The organism is Streptomyces bohaiensis (assembly GCF_012033785.1).
In the GTDB taxonomy this organism is placed as follows: Bacteria; Actinomycetota; Actinomycetes; order Streptomycetales; family Streptomycetaceae; genus Streptomyces; species Streptomyces bohaiensis.
In genome coordinates, this window is sequence record NZ_JAAVJC010000077.1 from 1 (window position 1) to 19,895 (window position 19,895).

Below are 19,895 nucleotides of genomic sequence, written 5' to 3' on the forward strand. Positions count from 1 at the left end.
GGCCCGGCGGGGGTGCCACCGGGGGTGCGAGACCGGTCCGGACGGCACCGGCCCGGCGAGGGGCCCGGCGAGCGCGGGCCGCTACTCCGCCGCGGGCGCCTCGCCACCGCCGCGCGGGGGCAGGTCCCGCGGGTCCGGGCCGTGGTAGCCGGCGAGCAGCGGCCGGGGAAGCGGGCCCTTGATGCGCGCGCCTCCCTCGGACTCCTCCCACGCGTGGGAGAGGATGCCGACGCTGCGGGAGAGCACGAAGAGCCCGCGCCCCAACTCGGCGGGGAAGCCCAACTCGGCGTAGATGATGGCGGTCGCGCCGTCGATGTTCATGGGGACCGGCCGGGTGCGGCCCTCCGCCAGTGCGTCTTCCAACTCCTCGCCGGCGCGCAGCGCGTCACCCGGGACCTCGCCGGCGGCGACCGCCTCCCGAACCAGAGCGAGGAGCGGGTCGCGGCGCGGGTCGCGGGGGTGGAAGCGGTGGCCGAACCCCGGTACGTAGGCGCGGCGTTGCCGGTACTCGGCGACGATCTCGCGTGCGTCCTCACCGGCGACGACCCGGGCCAGTACCTCCATGCACTGCTGCCCGGCGCCGCCGTGGACGTCCCCGAGCAGTCCGGCGCCGGTGGCGACGGCGCTGTTGAGTCCGACGCCGCAGGTCGCGGCCATCCGGGCGGCGGCAATCGACGGCGCCTGCGGCCCGTGGTCCACTGCGGCGACCAACGCCGCCTCCAGCAACCGCCCTTGGACGGGGGTGGGCAGCTCGCCCCGCACCATCAGCCAGATCTGCTCCGCGAAGCTGATCCTCCCGATCAGCTGCTCCACGGGGTAGCCGCGCAGCAGGATCTCGCCCGGTCGGATGCGGGAGACCGCGGTGGACCAGTGGTCGGTGATCCGCCGCTCGGGGACGGTCGGTTCGGCCACCGGCTGCTCCGCGTCCGGGCCGCCGTCGGCAGCGGGGGCGTCGGGGGACGGTGTGGTGGGACCACTCATACGGCACCGCTCTCTCGCAGCTCGGCAATCTCGTCCGGGCCGTAGCCCAGTTCGGTCAGGAAGGTCTCGGTGTGCTCCCCGAGCAGCGGCGGCGGGGCGGGTGCCGGTACCGGCGCGGCGTCCACCCGGAGCGGGCTGCCGAGCACGCTCAGCCGACGGTCCCGTCCGTCGGGGAAAGCGATCTCCTGGACGAACTCCCGTGCCGCCAGGTGGTCCAGGCCGAGCGCGTCGGGAACGGAGAGCACGCGGGCCGCGGGGACCCCGGCGTCGGACAGCACCTCCTCCCACTCGACCGCCGGGCGGGCGGCGAGACCCGCCTCGATCTCGTCGCGCAACTCCTCGCGGCGCGCCTTGCGGTCGGCGGGGTGGGCGAACCGCTCGTCGGTGGCGAGCTCCTCCCGCCCGATGAGGCGGCAGAGGGTGGCGAACTGCTGCTGCCGGTTGGCGGCGATGTTGAGGTGCCCGTCGGCGGTGCGGAAGGTACCGGACGGTGCGGCGGTGAAGTTCTCGTTGCCCATCGGCCGCGGTTCGCGGCCGGTGATCAGGTAGTTGGAGGTCACCCAGCCCATCGCGGTCAGCGCCGACTCCAGCATGGAGACGTCGAGGAAGGCGCCTTCCCCGCTGCGGCCCCGCCGCACCAGGGCGGCGGTGATCGCGTAGGCGGCGGCCATCCCGCCGAGGGTGTCCGCAACCGGATACCCGGCGCGCAGCGGCGCGGTGTCGGGCGTGCCGGTGACACTCATCATGCCGCTGAGCCCCTGGATGATCTGGTCGTAGGCGGGGCGGTCGCGCATCGGCCCACTCTGGCCGAAGCCCGATATGGCGCAGTAGACGAGACCGGGGTTCTCCGCGCGCAGCGTCTCCCAGCCGACGCCGAGACGGTCCATGACGCCGGGCCGGAAGTTCTCCAGCAGCACGTCGGACTCGCGGACGGCGCGCAGCAGCACCTCGCGGCCGGCGGGCGCCTTGAGGTTGAGGGTGAGGGAGCGCTTGCCCGCGTTCTGGGCGAGGAAGGAGGCGCCGAGCAGGTCGTCGGCGAGGTCGCGGTCGGCACCGAGTTGACGGGCGAGGTCGCCGGCGCCGGGGATCTCCACCTTGACGACGTCCGCGCCCTGCAGGGCGAGCTGGTAGCCGGCGAACGGGCCGGCGAGCACGTTGGTGAGGTCGAGGACGCGGACCCCACCGAGAAGGGCGGATGACATCAGGCGGTTCCTCCGATGCAGTCGAGCGTGGTCAGGGCGCGGGCGGTTTCCAGCAGCGGAGGGAGGAAGCCGGCCACGGCCTCCTCGGTGAAGCGGATGGTGGGGCCGCCGAGGGCCACGGCGGCGCTCATGCGGCCGGAGCCGGTGAACACGGGAGCGGCGACGCCGGAGACGCCCGGTTCGCGCTCGCCGTGGCTGACGGCGTACCCGTCTGCGGCGGCGCGGCGGGTGCGGTTCCACAGCACGTCGGCCCAGTCGTCGTGCGGCGCGCGGGCGGCGATGGCGTCGACGTCGGCGCGGCCGGCCTCGGAGAGCAGCACATGGCTGGCGGCCCCCGACCACAGCGGCATCTCCTCGCCCACGTGGACGACGTGCCGCAGCGAACGGGTGCCCTCGTGGCGGGCGATGCAGACCCGTGCGGCCTGCTGCCGGACGTAGAGGTGCACCGTCTCACCGCTGCTGGCGGCGCTGAGGTCGGCGAGCAGTCGCTTCGCCTGCTCGGGGAGGCGCCAGGTGCGGTTCGCCAGCTCGCCCCAACGGAGCAGACCGGTACCGGGCACGATGCGGCCGTCGCCGCGTGCCCACAGCAGCCCCGTCTGCTCCAGGGTGTGGACGAGCCGGACCACGGTGGTCTTGGGGAGCCCGGTGGCGTCCGTCAGTTCCCGGACCGAGCGGCTGGGGTGGTCCGTGTCGAACAGGGCCAGCAGGTCGATCGCGCGTTGCACGCTGCGGACGCCGCCGGAGTCTGGCTCGGCCATGAGCGGGGGTCGCCCTCCTCGGTCCCGGGTGCGATGCCCGCGCGCCGCCGATCGGCGCGCGACGGCCCCATCACACCATCGAACCGACTGGCGGCACAAGTGGTCCACCAGGCGGTACGCCGGGGGGGGCGGGGGGGGGACCCGGGTCCGGAGACCGACCGCGTCGCGGTGTCGTGACCGGGCACGCGTGCGGGCCCGGTCCACCGCCACCGCCACCGCCACCGCCACGGGCAGGACAGGCCCGACCCATCACCACGGGAAGGACGGACCCGACCCCTGCGCGCCACCGGTTGCGCCGGCGCTATCCCGGGTCCCGGTGCTCCGATCCGGCGCGGACCGACGGGTAGACGACCGCGTAGCCGACCGCCACACAGCCCGCGGCGACGCAGCCCCACGCGATCGCGCCGCTGCCCGCGCCGCCGATCACCGCCGCGAGCGCGTGACTCACCACCCCTACGACCGCGCTGACGACGGCGCCGTGCCGAAGGTAGTCACGGGGCCGCGACACCCCCTCCGGAAGACACCGCACCAGCAGCGACACCAAGGTCACCGTCAGCAGAACCACGCGGGCCACCCCCCGTCGAGCAGCCGCGTCGGCACCCCTCCGGAGCATCGCCCAGCGGATGTCACCCTCTCGGCGGCACCGCCGCCCCCACGGTCGGCGCCACAGCGCCGCCCTCGCCGCGCCCCGCCCACAGACTCATGCATCGGCTTCGCGATCGATTGACGCATCGACGCTCCCCACTGGGCCCCCGCCCGTCCCCACCCCTGCCGCTCCAGGTGCACCGGAGCGACCCGATGCGGCCCGAGAGTAGCGACTCGACCACGGAAAGCTCGATGAACGCGGCCCGTTCCGGCCACCTCCGCCCGTGCCACCGCCATCTCGGCACTCGCCCCTGCTGCACCGCCCGTCCGCTCCGCCCCGGCCGCACCCGCGTGGCGACCGCGAACGACACGTCGCCGCACGACACCCCCGGAGCACGGGGCAGGTGGGTGCACCCCCCGCTGAATCGGTTGCCGCCGCCGGGGTAGCCGCCCTCCAGAACCCCCGGACCCGGACCGACCCACCGTGGAGCCCACCGTGCCCGACGCGTTCCCTCCCGACCACTCGACCGGCCCGCAGCAGATCGCACAGGGGCGACTTGCCGAAGGGCCCCGAAGCCTCTTCGTCTACGGCACGCTCCAGTTCGAGTCCGTCCTCATCGGACTCCTGGGACGACTGCCGGATCGCACCGCCGCGGCCGCCCCCGGTTGGCGGGCGGCCTCACTCGAAGGCCGCGCCTACCCCGGCCTCGTCCTGGCCCCCGGCGTCACCGCCGAGGGCTTCGTTCTCACCGACCTCGGCCCGCGCGAGTGGCTCGTCATCGACGCGTTCGAGGACGACGAGTACGACCTCGGGCGCATCATCCTGGCGTCCGGCGAGGAGACCTGGTCGTACCTCTGGCGCGGCGAGGAACTGCGCGGCGACGACTGGGACGCGGAGACGTTCCGTCAGGAGCACCTCGGCGTGTACGCCGCACGCTGCGCCAGACTCGGCCCGCTGCTGGCACAGGACGCCCGCGCGTGAGCCTGCGGCGCGCAGGCGTGGAGAAGGCCCGGAACCGGAGACACCGTAGCGGCGTCGATACCGAACGATACGGTTGGGCAGCCGTCGCGTTCGAACCGATTCTGGGGGTACCCACGTGAACCGCCGACCTCGCCACGCACGCCCTCGCACCACCGCCGCCGTCGCCGCAGTCGCGGCAGCCGCCCTGGCACTCACCGCCTGCGGCAGCGACGACGCAGACGAAGAGATCGCCGGGCTCGACCAGGAGCAGGCGCAGGACGACGAGGCCGCGGACGACGCACCCGACGAGGACACGGACGCCGACGCCCAGCCGCCTGCCGACGACGACATCGACCGCCCCGACATCGAGGTGGCGGAGTCCCTGCAACTCGTCTTCGAGGAACCCGATACCGGGAACCCGGAGCACGACGCGATCCTCACGGACAGCCAATGGCAGATCAAGTCCGTCTTCGAGGTCCTGACCACCCACGACCTGGAGAACTCCTCGGTCGGCTTCTACACCGCCGGCGAGTCCTACATGCAGGACATGGAGTCCCTCGAGTACATCATCGAGGAGGGCGGCACGTCGGAAGGCACCATGCGCTTTACGGGGCACCGGGTGCTCGATGTCGAGGGCGACGTCGCGTTCGTCGAGTACTGCCGAGACTTCAGCGAAGTCCAGGACACCCGGTTCGACACCGGAGAAGTCGAGTTCGAGGCCAACCCTGACGCGCTCCCGAGCTACCAGAAGGTCCGCCTCCAGAAAAATGATCTTGGTGTCTGGCAGACGACGGACACCGAAATCGAGCAGGAATCCGCCAAGTGTTGAGGCGACGAAGCGTGGGCATCGCGGTCATCGCAAGTAGTGCCCTCGTGTTGATGGCAGCCGCGCAGGCGAGCGCTTCTGATCGCTGGGACAGGACTCGACCCGGCACCGGGGGAGAATCGGACGGGAGCGGGAGCATTGGAGCGGGCGTGGGCACCGGTACGCCCGACGACGTGCGCATCACCTTCACCCCCAGAGCCTCCAGCCCCGAGGGGGCCCTGAGGACGACCTCATGGACGCCTCCCGCCTGCTACTACGCTCCGTTGCGCACTCCAGAGGAAGCGGAGCGCTACTGGAGCGACTTCATGGCGCGCATGACCTCACCGCCATTCCCGCAGGAGGATGTCGAGTCGGGCTGGGCCTCGCACGACCGCTTCCTTGAGGAGTTTCCGGACTACAACCTGGACGAGCAGGGGAATGGAGCGTTCTGGGGGGTGGTGCGCAACGATGCCTACCCGCTCGAGGAACGCACTGCGTGCGAACCCCGCACCTTCTGGGTTGACTTCTCCGACCCGCCGCCGGTCGAGGAGTTGGCGATTCAGACCGACGGTCTCGCCGAACTCGCCTGGGAGCAGACGCGGGTGCCGGACACCGAAGTGTCGCTGAACCCGGAGGGGACACAGAAGGTCAACCTGCCGACCTGGGTGTGGCTCGACTCTGCGCAATTCGAACCGGTCACCGTGCGCGCCGAACTCGACGGCTACGGCGTCTGGGCCGAGACCACGGCGACACCGACCGAGCTGCACCTACGACCGGGCGGCGAGGCGCGCACCTTCCCCGCCTCCGGCCGCTGCGCTCTGGCCGGAGGCAGCGTCGGACAGCCGTGGTCGCCGGGCCGGTCGGGCGAGGACCCGCCCTGCGGCGTCCAGTACCACCGCGCCACGCACAACACCGGGCCGCACGAGTTGCAGGCCACGCTGACCTGGGACGTCACGTGGACCGACCATGCAGGCAACGGCGGCGACCTCCCCGCCGGCAGCGTTGCGACCTCTGTGGACATCACCGTCGAGGAAGTCCAGACCATCGTCCGCTGACCTCCCCGCAGCACGTGCAGCGGTGGCGCGGTGCGCACCGGCACCATCGCGGCGCGCGGTCAGACCATCGGGATGCCGGCGGCGGTGTCCTCGGGTGCGACGAGGTCCTGCACGACGTCCCAGTGTTCGACGATGCGGTCGCCCTTCAGCCGAAAGATGTCGACGATGACGACGGGGTTCGCTGCCCAGCCGTGGACGACGCTGTGGGTGAAGACGAGGTCGCCCTGGGCGGCGACGCGCTGCGGCTCCCAGGAGAAGCCGTCGAGCGTCGGGACCGCAGCGCGGAGCGTGTCGAGACCGCCGGCCATCTGCGGACTGTGCTGCACATAGGGCTCGGCCCAGTACCGTTCGAGGGCGGTGAGGTCTCCCTCGGCGAACAGCTCGCGCATGGCGGTCAGCACGGTGTCCGTGTTGCGCCGAGCCTGGTCGACTGCGCCGGTGTCGCTGTTCACACTCGTCCTCCCGGGATGCCGTCGCCGTCCGCGGGTCGGTGCCGCAGGGCCCCGGAGGGGCAGCGGCGGACGATGTCGGCGACGCGGTCGGCGTCGGCGGCGTCGGGTGCGATCCAGGGGCGCCGGGCGGGGTCGAAGACCTGCGGCAGGCCGCGGACGCACTCAGCGGCGTGCCGGCAGAGCGCGGCCTCGAAGCTGACGGTGATCTCCGCGCCGCGGTAGGTCCGCACACCTGGCGCGGGGTCGGCCGCCGTTGCGGGGGCCGTGCCCTCGGGCTCAGTCGCTGACATTGCTGCGGGCCTGGTAGAGCAGGTCCTGGTAGTCGGGGTGCCGGGCGATCCACTGCGCGAAGAACGGGCAGGTGGCCAGCACGCGCAGATCGGCGGCGCGCGCCGCGTCGAGGGCGTGGGTGACCAGCGCGGAGCCGACGCCTCGGCCTTCGTACCCGGGCTCGACCTCGGTGTGAGTGAAGGCGATGAGTTCCGACGTGCGGATGTACTCGGCGCGGCCCGCGACCTCGGTCCGGCCGTCCACCCGTGCCTCGTACCTCTTGGCCTCGGGAACGTCACGTACTTCCACTGCCATGTGTTCTCCTCGTGCGGCGCGCGGGCTCGTCCCGTGCGCGTGATGGTGTTCCGGGGTCGGCGTCGCGGGGCGACCGCGCCGGTGTTCCGTCAGCTCAGCAGCGACCGCGTCCCGGCCGGGCCGCGCAACGCCGTGGCTGACCCGGACGGCGCCGCGCGCTCGGTGGTGTTCTCACCCGCACGCCACTGCCTGCCGTGCGGCGCTCCGCCCCGCCGGGGGCGGAGCCAGGGCCGGAGCGGAGGGGCGGAGCCGGGGCCGGGCGCCCGCCCGTGTGCCCGGCCCCCGTCCGGCGAGCCGTTGCCTCAGGCGCCGCGCTCGCGCCCGGCGAGGAGCTGCGTCTCCCAGGCGAAGGCGACGCCGGTGGCCCCGCCGTGCTGGGTGAGCACGTCGGTGATGCCCGCCAGGGTCTTCTCCCGGGCCCAGTCGCGCTGCCACTCGGCGGCGACGGCCAGCCAGGTGATCGGCACGACGCCCGCCTGGGTCATCCGACGGACCGCCATGTCGTGGGCCTCCGCCGAGGCGCCGCCGGAGGCGTCGGTGACGACGTGCACGTCGAAGCCCTCGCCCGCGGCCTGGATGGCCGGCATCGCGACGCATATCTCCGTCCATAGCCCGGCAATGATCAGCTTCTTTCGCCCGGTCGCCTTGACGGCGTCGACGACCCGCTGGTCCTCCCAGGTGTTGATGACGGTGCGGTCGATGGGCTTCTGCTCCGGGAACACGTCCTGCAGCGCTTGGAGCAGCAGGCCGCCGCGGTCCTCCAGGACGGTGGTGAGGATGGTCGGGACCTCGAAGACCTTGGCTGCCTTGGCGAGCCCGACGGTGTTGTTGACGATCATCGTCGGTTCGTGGCTGTTCAGGTTGGCGAACTGGAACGGCTGGTGGTCGATGAGGACCAGCACGCTTTCCTCGGGTGTCAACAGTGCGCTGAGCCCTGCGGTGTTCCCGGTGCTCATGGGTTCCCCTTCCGAAACCTGGTGTTCGCGGGGCGGCGAGCAGCGCACCGGCGTCCCGGTGCCGCCCGCGAGCCGTGCGGCGCGGGGCCGGCGGCGCGCCCCCGAACCACGTGGTTGACGTGTCATCCACCAAGCTAGGCGCGAGTGGATGACGTGTCAACAATGCTTGAGCACTGCACAGTTTCGGCGACCAGGCTCCAGCGGGCCGGTCGACGGTCCGCCCGCAACCCGTGCGGGCCTCCGGGAAGCCCGACCCGGGGATGACCGGGGAGCGGACCGGCTGGCTACGCTCCCTCCATGAACGCAACGCCTCGCTGGCTGGACCCGGAGCAGAAGGTGGCCTGGGACCACTTCATCCGCATGCAGGAGAAGCTCGTCGGGCGGCTCTCCCGACGCGTCCAGTCCGACTCCGGTCTCTCGGCGGCCGACTACGTCGTCCTGGCCGCTCTGACCGAGAGCGAGGGCGGGCGCGTGCGCTTCCTCGACCTCACCAAGCGGGTCGAGTGGGAGAAGAGCCGCATGTCCCACCAGGTGGGGCGGATGGCGAAGCGCGGGCTGGTGGCCCGGGAGGAGTGCCCGGAGGACGGGCGCGGCGCGTTCGTCGTCGCCACCCCGGAGGGGTACCGGGCCATCGAGGAGGCCGCGCCGCTCCACGTCGAGCACGTGCGGCGGTTGTTCATCGACGCCCTGACGCCGGAGGAGCTCGACACCCTCGGCCGCCTCTCCGCGCGGGTGCTCGCCCACATGGAGCAGCAGCCCGACTGATTGCCCCCATCGGGTAGTTGCCGACGCCCGGACGCCACGCCGCCCCGCGCGCCGCGGATCACCGGCGCGGCCGGCCCGTCACCCTGCCGCGACGGGGGTGGGGCGGGCCGGGTCCGCGGCCGGCGCACCCTCGGGCAGGTGGTGGTTGCAGGTGCCGTCCGCGGTGGAGGCGATCAGCGAGTCGAGGGAGTCGAGCGTGCGACTCAGGTCGGCGATGTGCCGCGCGAGCTTGTCGCGCTCCTCCGCCAGCCGCGCCTGCGCCGTGCCGCTGTTCTCCTCGCTCGGCCGCTCGACGCAGGGCAGCAGTTCGGCGATGGTGCGACTGGAGATGCCGGCGGCGTAGAGGTGCTGGATGAAGCGGACCCGCTCGACGTGCTCCTCGTCGTAGGTGCGCTGCCCGCCTCCGCTGCGACCGCTGGCGAGCAGCCCCTGGTCCTCGTAGTAGCGCAGGGAGCGCACACTGACGCCGGTCCGACCGGCCAGTTCACCGATGCGCACGTGATCCTCCTCCGGCCCGCCTTCACGATGGCGTGGCTGCTTCCGGGTGGCGCCGCCCGCTGTGAGCCGCACCACATAGCTTGCATCTGACGTCAATGTCAGGTTCTAGCGTAGCGATGTGCCCACCTCCGGGCGCAACCGCCCACCCCGAGGAGTCTGTCGTGACCTCTCTGCTCAGCCCGTTCCAGCTCGCCGGCCTCGCCCTCCCCAACCGCGTCGTCATGGCGCCGATGACCCGGGTCCGGGCCGCGGCAGGCGGGCTCGCCACCCCCTCGATGGCCACGTACTACGCCCAGCGCGCGACGGCGGGTCTGATCGTCAGCGAGGGGGTGCAGCCCAACGCGGTCGGCCAGTCGAACCCGGGCACGCCGGGGCTGCACACCGACGAGCAGGTCGCCTCGTGGCGGCAGGTGACCGAGGCCGTGCACATCAACGGCGGCCGGATCTTCGCCCAGCTGATGCACGGCGGTCGCGTCTCCCACCCCGACACCACGGGGCTGCACCCGGTGGGCCCCTCAGCGGTGGCGGGCGACGGCGACGTCTTCACCCCGACCGGACCGCAGCCGATGCCGGTGCCCCGCGTGCTGACCACCACGGAGGCAGCCGAACAAGCCGCCTCGTACGCCGAGGCCGGGCGTCGGGCGGTGGACGCCGGGTTCGACGGCGTCGAACTGCACGGCGCCAACGGCTACCTGATATCGCAGTTCCTCTCCGACAACGTCAACCTGCGCACCGACCGCTACGGCGGTTCGATCACCAACCGCATCCGGTTCGCGGTGGAGGCCGTCGCGGGCACCGTGGACGCCATCGGGGCCGCGCGCACCGGCATCCGACTCTCCCCCGGCGCCACCTTCTGGGGCGCCACCGACGGGGAGACCCTGGAGCTGTACACGGCGCTCCTCGCCGAACTCGCCACACTGGAGCCGGCGTACATCCACCTCGAGGCCACCGCCGAGGACACGCTTCTCCGCGAGCTCCGCCGCGCGTGGCCGGGCACGCTCATCATGAACCCCGTGCTGCCGATGGGTCCCCAGCAGACCGGCCGGGAGGACGCCGACCGCTGGCTGGGGTTGGGCGCCGAACTGATCAGCTTCGGGCGGGCGTTCATCTCCAATCCGGACCTGGTGGAGCGGCTGCGCGCCGAGCTGCCGATCGAGCCGGTGGACATGGCGACGCTCTACCAGGGCGGCGACGACGGCTACCTCACCTACAACGCCTACCAGCACCCCGCGGAGGCTGCGGCCGTTCCGATCGCCGCCTGACACGGACCGCCCGGCCGCCGGCCGGGGTGCAACCCGGCCGGGGCTGCCGTCCGCGCCCGTCCGCGCACCCTTTCGCGACCGGCGGACGACGGGCCCTGCCGACGTGGCCGACGTGGCGGGCGTGCGGGCGCGGGCGCGGGCGCGGGCGCGGGCGCGGGCGGTGCGAGCGATGCCGGCCTTGGGCCCGTCACGCCGATCCGGGTTCCTGCCGAACTCGTCTCAGGGGCGACGGAGCCGGAGGGCGAGGAACATCGGCTGCTGATGCGTCTTCCGCCACCGGCGCTCGTCCGCGCGCCGCGCCGCGTCGGTACCGCGCGGTTCCCGCAGCTGCTCCAGCACGAACCCCGCGGCGAGCAGCTCCCCGACAACGGTCTCCAGGGTGAGCCGCCGGTAGTCGAGCGCGTGGGTGTCGTCGATCGGCAACCGCACCCGCTCCTCGTCGAAGTAGGAACCGCCGAACCCCACCCAGTCGCCGGTGGGGTGGGTGGTCGACAGCAGGAAGCCACCGCCCGGGCGCAGCACCCGGTGGACCTCCGCCAGGAACTCGGCGCGGCGTTCGAGATGGTGGTGGACCAGCGCCGCCACGGCGAGGTCGGCCGAGGCGTCGGGAAGGAAGCCCAACGGCCGTTCGAGGTCGTGCAGGTGGAGGGCGAACCGGTCGGCGGGCACTCCGGCCAGACGCCGCCGGGCGGCGTCGAGCAGGGACGCACTGCCGTCGACCCCGGTGACGAAGGCGGCGCCCCGTGCCAGCAGGTCGGCCGCGTAGTGGCCCGCGCCGCAGCCGAGGTCGAGGACGCGGAACCCCTGCACGTCACCCGCCAGTTCGAGCATCGCGGGGCGATCGGTGTGGGCGTTGTAGGCGCTGTCGGTGGCCTGGGCGGCGAACAGCTCGCCCATCGGGCCGTGGTAGGCGGTCTCGGCAGTCATCGGCACATCGTGGCAGGCGCGGCCGTCGGGGCGACAGGGTTCCCCGGCAGTCCCGAACGCCGACCCTGGACCCCGCCGCCCCCCGACTCGGCTCCCGGCGGAAGGCTCTCCAGGGACGCGCTTGCCGCCCACAGAAATAACAATTATTGTTACAACAAGCAGCAGGGGCGAGGAGGTGAGGGCATGAGCGCCAACAGCAGACTGACCATCGCGGCCCACTCGCTCACCTGGATCGGGCTGTACCAACGACGCGGCCACGAGGTCGCCACCTCCGAACAGATCGCGACCAGCGTCAACACCAACCCCGTCGTCATCCGGCGCCTGCTGGGCGAGCTGCGCGGAGCGGGCCTGGTCGACTCGCGACGCGGGGCCGGGGCGGGTTGGACCCTCTCGCGCGACTTGGCGGCGATCACCCTGCTCGACGTCCACCGAGTGGTCGAACCGGGACCCGTCTTCGCCCTGCACCGGGCCACTCCGGACCCCGACTGCGTCGTGGGCCGCGGTATCGGACCGGCGATCAAGGCCGTCTACGACGACGTGGAGGCGGCCATGCAGCGGGAGTTGGCGCGGACGACCCTGGAGGACGTCCTGCGCGACGTCCTCGCAGCCGACTGACCGCACCCCGACACGACACCCCACGGGGTGCTCGGCGTCGGACCATAAAGGTAACGAACACTGTTACAACAGTTGCCGGTCGTCGCCGCGACCGGCCCTCACGGAGGACAGGGACGATGACAACAGACACGCAGAGCGCGCGGGCCGTGGTCGAGGAGTTCCTGCGACACCTCGACCGGCAGGACGCCGACGCCGTCCAGGCACTGTTCGCTGCGGAAATCGACTGGTACGTACCCGGCAGCGCGGCGCTGCCATGGACCGGACGCCGGACCCGCCGGGAGGAGGTCGCGCCGTACTTCACCACGATGTGGCCGCACTTCGCGCCCGGGAGGAGCACCATCACCCCGGAGCGGTTCATCGTCGACGGCGGTGACGTGGTCCTGCTGGCCGTCTTCACCCACACCGTGCTGGCCAACGGAAGGGAGTTCACGACGCCGGTGGCCATGCACCTCGCTGTCGACGACGGACGGATCGTCCGCATGCACCTCTACGAGGACACGCTGACAGCGGCCGAGGCGCTGCGGGCCGACTGACCTGCCGGGGGCGCGAGAAGCGACGGTCAGTCGTCGGCCACCTCCGCGCCGCAGGCCGGGGACACCAGCCCTGCGTCGTCACCGCGGCCGGCGGCGCGGAGTCGCCGGCGCGCCGAGGAGGCGTTCTGCGGCCAGGCTGCGGGTCTCCACCGCGCCAGGGCCGCAGCCGGGGTCGGGGGGGGGTGATCGACTCCCCGCGCGCCGCGGCGAAACGGCACTCTGCGGCGGGTTGTCCACCTGCGGCGCCCCGATGGGCGCCTGTCGCCCGGGGCCGTCACAACCCTCGGGCGACAGGGGTCGGGGGTGCCGGACGGTGGCCGTCGGGCAACGGCTCACGCCGGGTCGGGCACCAGCCGCAGTCGCGGTGTCGCGCGCGTTCCGCTCGCGGCGCGGTGCGACTCGGGGCCGAGGCGCACCGGCGTGCCGACCCGCCGCGGCGCGGTCGTCCCGGGCCGGTGGGCGCCGACCGGGCGGCCCTCCGGTCGGCGGCGCGCGTGTCCCGTCGTGTCCGCCGCGTCCGCGCCCAGTTCCACCGACCCGTGCACGGCGCGCAGCCCGCCGCGCTCGGCGCCGAAGCCGTAGCCGTCGGGCAGCGCCGGCCGGGCGGGCGGCTCGGTGACGAGCCGGGGCGCGCCGGCGATGCCGTGCTGGTCGATGCTGACCCGGTACACGGTCCTGCCGTCCTTGGTCGCGACCGGTCGCACGTGGAACGCCATGGGCATGGGGGGACTACCTCTCGGAACGAAGCTGGTGGGGGGGGCTGGCGGGGGGGACTGGTGGAGGAGGACAGACGCGCCGCGGTCCGCCGGGCGGGCCTCCCGGCGTCGCTGCAAACGCCCGGGGCGGGTCGGGGCAGGCGCGGCATCCGGGTGCCCGGGCGTCCTGCCGCGCCGCGGCCGGCGTCACCCGGCTGCCGGCCGCGGTACCGGACGCCCGGGGTCGCCGCGGCGGGTTCACCGAGGTCACAGAGGTCCGAGCACCGTTCGGCGGGTGAGACCGAGCGGCGCGACGATCCGGCCGAACACCGTCCCGACCATGATGCGCAGATCGCGTCCGACGCGTGCGACAAGACCCGGTTCGCCGACGATCCGTAGCGCTCACCGTGCCCACCCGGCGCAACCTGACGCGATTGCACCGCAGGTCACAGCGGGTGAGGCCCCCCGCAGCAGCGGTCTCCCACCGCGACCAGGACGGCTCTCGGACGTTTGTGCGCCGGGTGGACGTTCCCGAGGCCGCCTGGCCCACTCCCCCGGTGCGCGCCCCAGCTCACCACCGCTCGCACCATCGGGACGGGGAGGCGCTCTGCGCTGCGGTTGACCGCCGGGGTCGACCGTCCGCACAGCTCTCGCACATCCGTCCCGCACTCCGCGGGAACCGCAGCGACCCCTGGGCCGTCGGCCGGGAGTCCGGTGGCGAAGCGGGAGCGCCCGCGCCGGGGCGGCGGCGACCGCCGCGCGACGGGGCGCACGGGCCCACTGGTGCGCCTGGTGCGCGTCGGACAACTGGCGCGGGTATCCCGCCAACTTCGGTGCTGGCTCCCCGTAGCGCCCTCACCACGACAAACTACTCATCGCAGTTGTCCGACCACGACCGACGGAGGTGCCCGTGTCCCGCAGGGACAACGACATCGTGCCGATCCTGATCGACACGAAGAACGAGATGAAGCGCGCGATCGACGGCCTCGACCAGCGGGTGGGCGAACTCGACCGGGAACTGCGGACCACGCTGCGCGGCGCGCTGGCCGAGCTGCGCAGCGGGCCGCTGGCCGAGCTGAAGACCTCCCAGCGGGAGATCCGCACCAGCGCCGGCAACGCGGGACGCAGCGCAGGCGACGCCGCCGCGGCCGTCGCCGAACTGCGGGACGACATCGGTCGGTTGCGCTGCGGCTTCGAGACCTTGCAGAGCCACGTCGCCGAGCTGCGGACCCTGCTGCCCGCCGCGGTGGACCGGGCGGCCGCGGACCAGGTGGCAGCGGAGCGGACGGTCAGGGAAACCGTCGGCGGCCCGGCCGGCGAACGGCCCGGGGCCGGGGCCGCGGACGGCGGACTCTTCCACGACGGCCCGTCCGCCGGCGGCGCGGGCGACCCGCGTCTCACCCACCTCGCCGTGGTCCCGGCCCAGGCGGAGCCGCCGGCCGAGGAGTCCTGCCCGGCACCCCCGAACGGCTCCGCCGGTACGCCGGCCGCGCAGGAGACCGGGGCACCGGCGCTCGCCCTCGCAGCACCGACGCGGTCCGCGCCGCACCCCGGCGAACCCGCCGACGCGGCGCCGTCGTGCGCCGCCACGGACGCCGCGCCCGTCCCCGTGCGGGAGACCGCCGACACGTCCGCCCCCGACACCGGCGCCGCGGCCGCGCCCGGCAGCGCGGCGGAGACGGACGCGAGCGGACAGCCGACCGGGACCGACCACCCCGAGGAGGGCTGCCCCGCCGACGGTCCCGCCGACGACCGGCCGGCCGCCGCGGGGCCCCGGGCCGAGCGCGTCGCGGATGGCGACGGGTCGGAGGCCCGGCCGGACGGGCAGCAGGGCGAACGGAGCGAACGCCCCTGCTGGGAGTTGGACGGGGACGAGCCGCGTGCCTACACCCCGGGCGGTCTCCAGCGGGCCATCCTGCGGGCGGGCAAGGTGGCGTCGGCGACACTCGTCTGCCACGCCGACACCTGGGAGTTCGTGACCTCCAAGACCGGCGGGCACCCGCACTTCCGCACCCCGCCGACCACCGAGACGGACACCGGCCTGGTGGCCGCGCAGCTCTCCGGACGGTCCCTGGTGGCGCTGCTGCTCACCCTCCACCGGGTCGCCGTCACCCCGCTGGAGACGGGGTGCGAGGAGGATCTGGTCAAACGGTCCGACTGGGCGATGGCGGCGCAGCTCTACGGGACGACGGCCGAGGTGCTGCGCCACACCCTGACCGACGGCACCGCCCCCGTCGTCATCACCATCGACAACCGCCTGCACAACCTGCCGTAGGCGGCGGCCCGGGGACTCCGGCGACGCGACACGGTCACACCCCGGCCGCGGGAGGCCGCCCCGTACCCGGCGGCCCTCCCTCCCCCTCCCCCACCCTCGCGCTGCCCGGCCGCGCCCGACTCCCGGCCGTGCAGCGGGTTCCGGTCCCGGCCGTCCCGGCTCCTCGCCGAGCTGTCAGCCCTTCTTCCGCCGCCGACGGGCCACCTCGTACGACGACCAGTCCCCTTGGTGGTCCTGGCAGCGCGCGGTTCCCGGCACCACGTACCGCCGGCACCGTGTCCCCGTCTTCGTCCGTCCGCCGCATCGGGTCTTCACAGCCCACCTCCGCAGTGACCGGCCCGCACCCGCGTGCGGGCTCGCAGCCGACAGCCTGGTCGGCCCGTCCTGGTCGATGAAGGCGCGAACGGGAAGCGTCCGGGGCGCAGCGGCGGCTCGCGCGGCGAACGCGCACCCTTCGCGCGCGTCGCGCTCCCGGCCGAGCCCACCCCCTCACGCCGCCCGCCCCGCCCGCCCGCGGACCGCGCCGCGGACGGGAGACACCAACGGCGGTGTCCCGGCACGTGGCGTGCCCGGACACCGCCGGTCCGGTGGGGAGGACGCGCCGATCGGCGGTCGGCGGTCTCGCCTTACTCGCCGCCGCCGTTGAGGGCCTCGGCGAAGAGCGGGGCGACCTTCTCCAGCGCGAACGGCACCGAGAGGATGGACTCGGTGGCGAAGGCGGTGCTGATGCCGTCGGTGCTGTCGAGGATCAGCGACCGGCCGTCCTCGACGGCGGGGATCGCCTGGAACAGCGGGTCCTCGGCGATCTCGTCGGCCTCGATGCCGATGGGCGCGATGATCAGCAGGTCGGCGTCGAGCATGGTGAGGTTCTCGCGGGAGACCTCGATGGAGAAGTCGTCCGTTGCCTGCTCCTGCACCTGCTCGTTGTTGACCAGACCGAGGCGCTCGACGAAGTCGACGCGGCCGGTGCCGCGCACGTAGGCGCCGTAGCCGTTGGAGGTGCGGGAGCCGACGGTGACCGACTTGCCCTCGAACTCCGGGTGGTCCTCGACGACCGCCTGGAACCCGGCCTCGACCTCGGCCAGCAGCTCCTCGCCCTTTTCCGGGATACCGAGCGCGGCCGAGATCATCTCGGTCTGGGTGCGGTGCGAGGTCAGGTAGTTGTCGCCGCCCTCGGGGACGCCGACGGTGGTGGCGATCTTCGACAGCGTGTCGTAACGCTCCTGCGCGCCGCTGGACTTGACGTCGATGATCAGGTCGGGGTCCAGCTCGGCGATCTTCTCGAACTCCGGCTCCAGCGTCCCGATGATCTCCGGGCTCTCGTCGTACAGCCCCTCGGCCCAGGGGCCGACGCCGTCGCCGCCGAAGGCGAGCCAGTCACTGGCGCCGATGGGCTGCTCCCCTAGGGCGAGCACGGTCTCGGCGTCGCCCCAGCCGAGGGCGAGGATGCGCTGCGGCTTCTCCTCGATGGTGATCTCGCCGAACTTGGTCTGCACGGTGGCGGGGAACGCGCCGTCGGTGTTCTCCGACGCACCGGAGCCACCGTCGTTGCCGTCCGCGTTGTCGCTGCTGCCGGTGTCGGAGCCGCAGGCGGTGAGCGACAGGAAGAGCATCGGCGCGGCGAGGGTCGCGGTCAGCCGGGTGAGGCGGCGGAGCGGGCGGCGGGTCCGCCGAGTGGTGGCGCGGGTACCGGGGACGGCTATGGCTGCGTGGTGCATCGGAATCTCTCGTTCGGGTGGGACGGCACGATGGTGCGGGCGGCGGGCGCCGGGTGTCGGCGCCCGGTGGATCAGTCGGGGCGGTCGGCGTGGTCGGCGGGCGGGGCGCCGCACCGCCGGCAGGCGTCCGGCGGCAGCGGGGCGCTGCCGAGGGTCGGCGCGGCGGCTTCGGTGGTCGGTGCGTCGGTGACGCCGGTGGCGCCGGGGCGGGCGCCGTGGTGGCGGCCGGCGGGGACGATCAGCGGCGTCGCGGAGACCGGGTCGATCGCGACGGTGCACTCCAGGCCGAAGACCTCCCGCACCAGGTCGGCGTTCATGATCTGCGAGGGCGGGCCCTCGGCGACGACCGAGCCGGCCCGCAGCGCGACCAGGTGGTCGGCGTAGCGGCAGGCGAGGTTGAGGTCGTGGAGGACGGCGACGACGGTGGTGCCGTACTCGTGGTTGAGGTCGGTGACCAGGTCCAGGACGTCCAGCTGGTGGGTGACGTCGAGGAAGGTCGTCGGCTCGTCCAGCAGCAGGATGTCGGTGCGCTGGCAGAGCGCCATCGCGATCCAGACGCGCTGGCGCTGGCCGCCGGAGAGCGCGTGGACCGGCCGGCCGGCGAGGTCGAGGATGCCGGTGTCGGACAGGGCGCGGGCGACCGCCTCGTCGTCCTCGGGGGTCCAGCGGCGGAACCAGCCCTGGTGCGGGTACCGGCCGCGGCCGACGAGGTCCTGGACGGTGACGCCGTCGGGGGCGACGGGGTTCTGCGGGAGGATGCCGACGACCCGGGCGACGTCCTTGGTGGGCGTCTCGCCGAGGTCGCGGCCGTCGAGGAGGACGGCGCCGTCGGTGGGGGCGAGGAGCCGTGCCATCGACCGTAGCAGCGTCGACTTACCGCAGGCGTTGGGGCCGACGATCATCGTGATGCGGCCGGGCGGGATGTCGAGGCTGAGCCGGTCGACGACGGTGCGGCCCTCGTAGCCCAGGCTGACCTCGCGTGCCTGGAGGGTGCGTTCCTGGATCATGGCTGGCTGCTGTCCTCTCCCCGCCGTACGCGGGACGGGGCGGTCCGGGGCGCGGTCGAGCCGGCGGCGGTGTGCCGGGGCGCGCACGTGCGGGCGGGGGGCCGGGGCGTGGTGGGTGCGGTCATCCGCCGCTGCCCTCCTTGTTGTTGCGGGCCAGCAGCCACAGCAGGTACGGCGCGCCGATGATGCTGGTGGCGACGCCGACGGGCAGCTGGACGGAGGAGATGAGGTGCTGGGCGGCGAAGTCCGCGAGCAGCACGATCAGCGCGCCGACGAGGGCGGCGGGCACCAGCGCCGCGCCGCGGCCGGGGAGCAGTCGGCGGGCGATGGGTGCGGAGACGAACGCCACGAACGCGACCGGCCCGGCCGCCGCGGTGGCGACGCCGGCGAGGGCGACCCCGCAGGCGATGAGCGCGAGCCGCGCCGCCTCCACGCGGACCCCGAGCCCGCCGGCGGCGTCGTCGCCGAGTTGCAGTGCCCGCAGCCGGCTCGCCACCAGCGCGGTCAGCGGCAGCAGCACGGCGAGGGAGACGGCCAGCGGCACGAACTGGTTCCAGGAGCGGCCGTTGAGGCTGCCGGTGAGCCAGACGAGCGCGCTCTGCGCCTCGGTGACGCGGGAGCTGGTCAGCTGGTAGCTGATGACGGAGGCGAGTCCGGCGGCGATCCCGATGCCGACGAGGACGAGTCGGTAGCCGCTGACGCCCTGCCGCCACGCGAGCCCGTAGATGAGCGCGGCGGTGACGAAGGCGCCGCCGAGGGCGGAGAGCGAGAGCGCGAAGCCGCTGACGCCGAAGGTGAGGGTCGCGGTGACGGCGGTGGCGCTGGCGCCGGCGCTGATGCCGATGACGTCGGGGCTGGCCAGCGGATTGCGCAGCAGCGTCTGGAAGACGGCCCCGGCCAGCCCGAACGCGATGCCGACGGTCAGCGCCAGCAGGGCGCGGGGCAGCCGGAGTTCCATGACGACGAAGCGGGGGCCGCCGCTGCCGCCGCCGGTGAGGATGGCGATGAGGTCGGGCAGCGGCACCACCATGTCGCCGTAGCCGACGGCGAGGGCGAACGCGGCGGTGACGGCGGCCGCCAGCACGAGGACGACGGCGGTGGTGCGGGCCCGCACGCGCAGCCGTGCGCTGCGGATCGTCGCGATGGCGGCGGCCTCGTCGGCCGGGTGGAGGCGGTGCGCGGCGCGAAAGGGTCCGGCGTCGCGGTCGGCTCGGCGGTCGGCGCCGGAGTCCGGGCCGGTCCAGGCGGCGAGGGTGACGG

Annotated in this window: 22 protein-coding genes; 8 read left to right on the plus strand and 14 right to left on the minus strand. The window is 73.7% G+C overall.

The window, feature by feature from the left end; genetic code table 11:
* Nucleotides 1–81: 81 nt before the first annotated feature.
* From HCN52_RS11400 to HCN52_RS11415, 4 genes are all read right to left on the minus strand, one after another.
* Complete coding sequence (locus tag HCN52_RS11400; protein WP_168088308.1) at nt 82–981, minus strand: citryl-CoA lyase; 900 nt, start codon at nt 979–981, stop codon at nt 82–84.
* Nucleotides 978–2,183, minus strand: coding sequence for a CaiB/BaiF CoA transferase family protein (locus HCN52_RS11405; protein ID WP_168088309.1), 1,206 nt, complete (start codon nt 2,181–2,183; stop codon nt 978–980). Before HCN52_RS11405 ends, HCN52_RS11400 begins: the two co-directional genes overlap by 4 nt.
* Entirely contained in the window at nt 2,183–2,941 is a 759-nt protein-coding gene (locus tag HCN52_RS11410; RefSeq protein WP_168088310.1) for an IclR family transcriptional regulator, read from the minus strand. Before HCN52_RS11410 ends, HCN52_RS11405 begins: the two co-directional genes overlap by 1 nt.
* Before the next feature lie 301 nt (nt 2,942–3,242).
* Nucleotides 3,243–3,506 (minus strand): hypothetical protein, encoded by a 264-nt coding sequence (locus tag HCN52_RS11415; RefSeq protein ID WP_168088311.1) that lies wholly within the window; start codon nt 3,504–3,506, stop codon nt 3,243–3,245.
* A 516-nt stretch (nt 3,507–4,022) separates the two neighbouring features.
* Between HCN52_RS11415 and HCN52_RS11420 the strand changes: the two genes are divergently transcribed.
* From HCN52_RS11420 to HCN52_RS11430, 3 genes are all read left to right on the plus strand, one after another.
* Nucleotides 4,023–4,508, plus strand: coding sequence for a gamma-glutamylcyclotransferase family protein (locus tag HCN52_RS11420; protein WP_209314421.1), 486 nt, complete (start codon nt 4,023–4,025; stop codon nt 4,506–4,508).
* A 115-nt stretch (nt 4,509–4,623) separates the two neighbouring features.
* Nucleotides 4,624–5,316 (plus strand): hypothetical protein, encoded by a 693-nt coding sequence (locus tag HCN52_RS11425; protein ID WP_168088312.1) that lies wholly within the window; start codon nt 4,624–4,626, stop codon nt 5,314–5,316.
* A 146-nt stretch (nt 5,317–5,462) separates the two neighbouring features.
* Complete coding sequence (locus HCN52_RS11430) at nt 5,463–6,347, plus strand: hypothetical protein (RefSeq protein ID WP_168088313.1); 885 nt, start codon at nt 5,463–5,465, stop codon at nt 6,345–6,347.
* Between the two features lie 59 nt (nt 6,348–6,406).
* On the opposite strand, the gene HCN52_RS11435 is transcribed toward HCN52_RS11430, so the two are convergent.
* The 4 genes from HCN52_RS11435 to HCN52_RS11450 all read right to left on the minus strand — a co-directional run bounded on the left by HCN52_RS11435 (nt 6,407) and on the right by HCN52_RS11450 (nt 8,340).
* Entirely contained in the window at nt 6,407–6,799 is a 393-nt protein-coding gene (locus HCN52_RS11435; RefSeq protein WP_312876647.1) for a nuclear transport factor 2 family protein, read from the minus strand.
* Nucleotides 6,796–7,089, minus strand: coding sequence for a (4Fe-4S)-binding protein (locus tag HCN52_RS11440; protein WP_168088314.1), 294 nt, complete (start codon nt 7,087–7,089; stop codon nt 6,796–6,798). The genes HCN52_RS11435 and HCN52_RS11440 overlap by 4 nt, the downstream gene beginning before the upstream one ends.
* Entirely contained in the window at nt 7,076–7,384 is a 309-nt protein-coding gene (locus HCN52_RS11445; protein ID WP_168088315.1) for a GNAT family N-acetyltransferase, read from the minus strand. The genes HCN52_RS11440 and HCN52_RS11445 overlap by 14 nt, the downstream gene beginning before the upstream one ends.
* Before the next feature lie 302 nt (nt 7,385–7,686).
* Entirely contained in the window at nt 7,687–8,340 is a 654-nt protein-coding gene (locus HCN52_RS11450) for a hydrolase (protein ID WP_168088316.1), read from the minus strand.
* A gap of 297 nt (nt 8,341–8,637) precedes the next feature.
* Between HCN52_RS11450 and HCN52_RS11455 the strand changes: the two genes are divergently transcribed.
* Nucleotides 8,638–9,105 (plus strand): MarR family winged helix-turn-helix transcriptional regulator, encoded by a 468-nt coding sequence (locus HCN52_RS11455; protein WP_168088317.1) that lies wholly within the window; start codon nt 8,638–8,640, stop codon nt 9,103–9,105.
* A gap of 78 nt (nt 9,106–9,183) precedes the next feature.
* Here HCN52_RS11455 and HCN52_RS11460 read toward each other — a convergent pair whose 3' ends face one another.
* A complete protein-coding gene (locus tag HCN52_RS11460; protein WP_168088318.1) occupies nt 9,184–9,603 on the minus strand; it encodes a MerR family transcriptional regulator in 420 nt (139 codons plus the stop codon).
* Nucleotides 9,604–9,764: 161 nt separating this feature from the next.
* Between HCN52_RS11460 and HCN52_RS11465 the strand changes: the two genes are divergently transcribed.
* Entirely contained in the window at nt 9,765–10,865 is a 1,101-nt protein-coding gene (locus tag HCN52_RS11465) for an alkene reductase (protein ID WP_168088319.1), read from the plus strand.
* A gap of 219 nt (nt 10,866–11,084) precedes the next feature.
* Here the strand turns inward: HCN52_RS11465 and HCN52_RS11470 are convergent, their stop codons facing one another.
* On the minus strand, nt 11,085–11,792 hold the full coding sequence (locus HCN52_RS11470) for a class I SAM-dependent methyltransferase (RefSeq protein ID WP_168088320.1): 708 nt from the start codon (nt 11,790–11,792) through the stop codon (nt 11,085–11,087).
* 183 nt (nt 11,793–11,975) lie between these two features.
* Here HCN52_RS11470 and HCN52_RS11475 point away from each other — a divergent pair, with 183 nt between their 5' ends.
* On the plus strand, nt 11,976–12,407 hold the full coding sequence (locus HCN52_RS11475) for an Rrf2 family transcriptional regulator (RefSeq protein ID WP_168088321.1): 432 nt from the start codon (nt 11,976–11,978) through the stop codon (nt 12,405–12,407).
* Between the two features lie 116 nt (nt 12,408–12,523).
* A complete protein-coding gene (locus HCN52_RS11480; protein WP_168088322.1) occupies nt 12,524–12,940 on the plus strand; it encodes a nuclear transport factor 2 family protein in 417 nt (138 codons plus the stop codon).
* A 332-nt stretch (nt 12,941–13,272) separates the two neighbouring features.
* Here the strand turns inward: HCN52_RS11480 and HCN52_RS11485 are convergent, their stop codons facing one another.
* On the minus strand, nt 13,273–13,662 hold the full coding sequence (locus HCN52_RS11485; protein WP_168088323.1) for a hypothetical protein: 390 nt from the start codon (nt 13,660–13,662) through the stop codon (nt 13,273–13,275).
* 883 nt (nt 13,663–14,545) lie between these two features.
* Here HCN52_RS11485 and HCN52_RS11490 point away from each other — a divergent pair.
* Nucleotides 14,546–15,910 carry a hypothetical protein gene (locus HCN52_RS11490; protein ID WP_168088324.1) on the plus strand — a complete coding sequence of 455 codons (1,365 nt, stop codon included), beginning with the start codon at nt 14,546–14,548 and terminating at the stop codon, nt 15,908–15,910.
* Between the two features lie 626 nt (nt 15,911–16,536).
* Here HCN52_RS11490 and HCN52_RS11495 read toward each other — a convergent pair.
* From HCN52_RS11495 to HCN52_RS11505, 3 genes are all read right to left on the minus strand, one after another.
* A complete protein-coding gene (locus HCN52_RS11495; RefSeq protein ID WP_209314424.1) occupies nt 16,537–17,628 on the minus strand; it encodes an iron-siderophore ABC transporter substrate-binding protein in 1,092 nt (363 codons plus the stop codon).
* A gap of 71 nt (nt 17,629–17,699) precedes the next feature.
* Complete coding sequence (locus HCN52_RS11500; RefSeq protein WP_168088325.1) at nt 17,700–18,635, minus strand: ABC transporter ATP-binding protein; 936 nt, start codon at nt 18,633–18,635, stop codon at nt 17,700–17,702.
* Nucleotides 18,636–18,756: 121 nt separating this feature from the next.
* Nucleotides 18,757–19,779 (minus strand): FecCD family ABC transporter permease, encoded by a 1,023-nt coding sequence (locus HCN52_RS11505; RefSeq protein WP_168088329.1) that lies wholly within the window; start codon nt 19,777–19,779, stop codon nt 18,757–18,759.
* Nucleotides 19,780–19,895: the final 116 nt, after the last annotated feature.

Excerpts from the sequence above, each read along its gene's own strand:
- HCN52_RS11400 (WP_168088308.1), bottom strand. The coding sequence starts at position 981 with ATGAGTGGTCCCACCACACCGTCCCCCGACGCCCCCGCTGCCGACGGC.
- HCN52_RS11405 (WP_168088309.1), bottom strand. The coding sequence starts at position 2,183 with ATGTCATCCGCCCTTCTCGGTGGGGTCCGCGTCCTCGACCTCACCAAC.
- HCN52_RS11410 (WP_168088310.1), bottom strand. The coding sequence starts at position 2,941 with ATGGCCGAGCCAGACTCCGGCGGCGTCCGCAGCGTGCAACGCGCGATC.
- HCN52_RS11440 (WP_168088314.1), bottom strand. The coding sequence starts at position 7,089 with ATGTCAGCGACTGAGCCCGAGGGCACGGCCCCCGCAACGGCGGCCGAC.
- HCN52_RS11445 (WP_168088315.1), bottom strand. The coding sequence starts at position 7,384 with ATGGCAGTGGAAGTACGTGACGTTCCCGAGGCCAAGAGGTACGAGGCA.
- HCN52_RS11450 (WP_168088316.1), bottom strand. The coding sequence starts at position 8,340 with ATGAGCACCGGGAACACCGCAGGGCTCAGCGCACTGTTGACACCCGAG.
- HCN52_RS11455 (WP_168088317.1), top strand. The coding sequence starts at position 8,638 with ATGAACGCAACGCCTCGCTGGCTGGACCCGGAGCAGAAGGTGGCCTGG.
- HCN52_RS11470 (WP_168088320.1), bottom strand. The coding sequence starts at position 11,792 with ATGACTGCCGAGACCGCCTACCACGGCCCGATGGGCGAGCTGTTCGCC.
- HCN52_RS11475 (WP_168088321.1), top strand. The coding sequence starts at position 11,976 with ATGAGCGCCAACAGCAGACTGACCATCGCGGCCCACTCGCTCACCTGG.
- HCN52_RS11480 (WP_168088322.1), top strand. The coding sequence starts at position 12,524 with ATGACAACAGACACGCAGAGCGCGCGGGCCGTGGTCGAGGAGTTCCTG.
- HCN52_RS11485 (WP_168088323.1), bottom strand. The coding sequence starts at position 13,662 with ATGCCCATGGCGTTCCACGTGCGACCGGTCGCGACCAAGGACGGCAGG.
- HCN52_RS11495 (WP_209314424.1), bottom strand. The coding sequence starts at position 17,628 with ATGCACCACGCAGCCATAGCCGTCCCCGGTACCCGCGCCACCACTCGG.
- HCN52_RS11500 (WP_168088325.1), bottom strand. The coding sequence starts at position 18,635 with ATGATCCAGGAACGCACCCTCCAGGCACGCGAGGTCAGCCTGGGCTAC.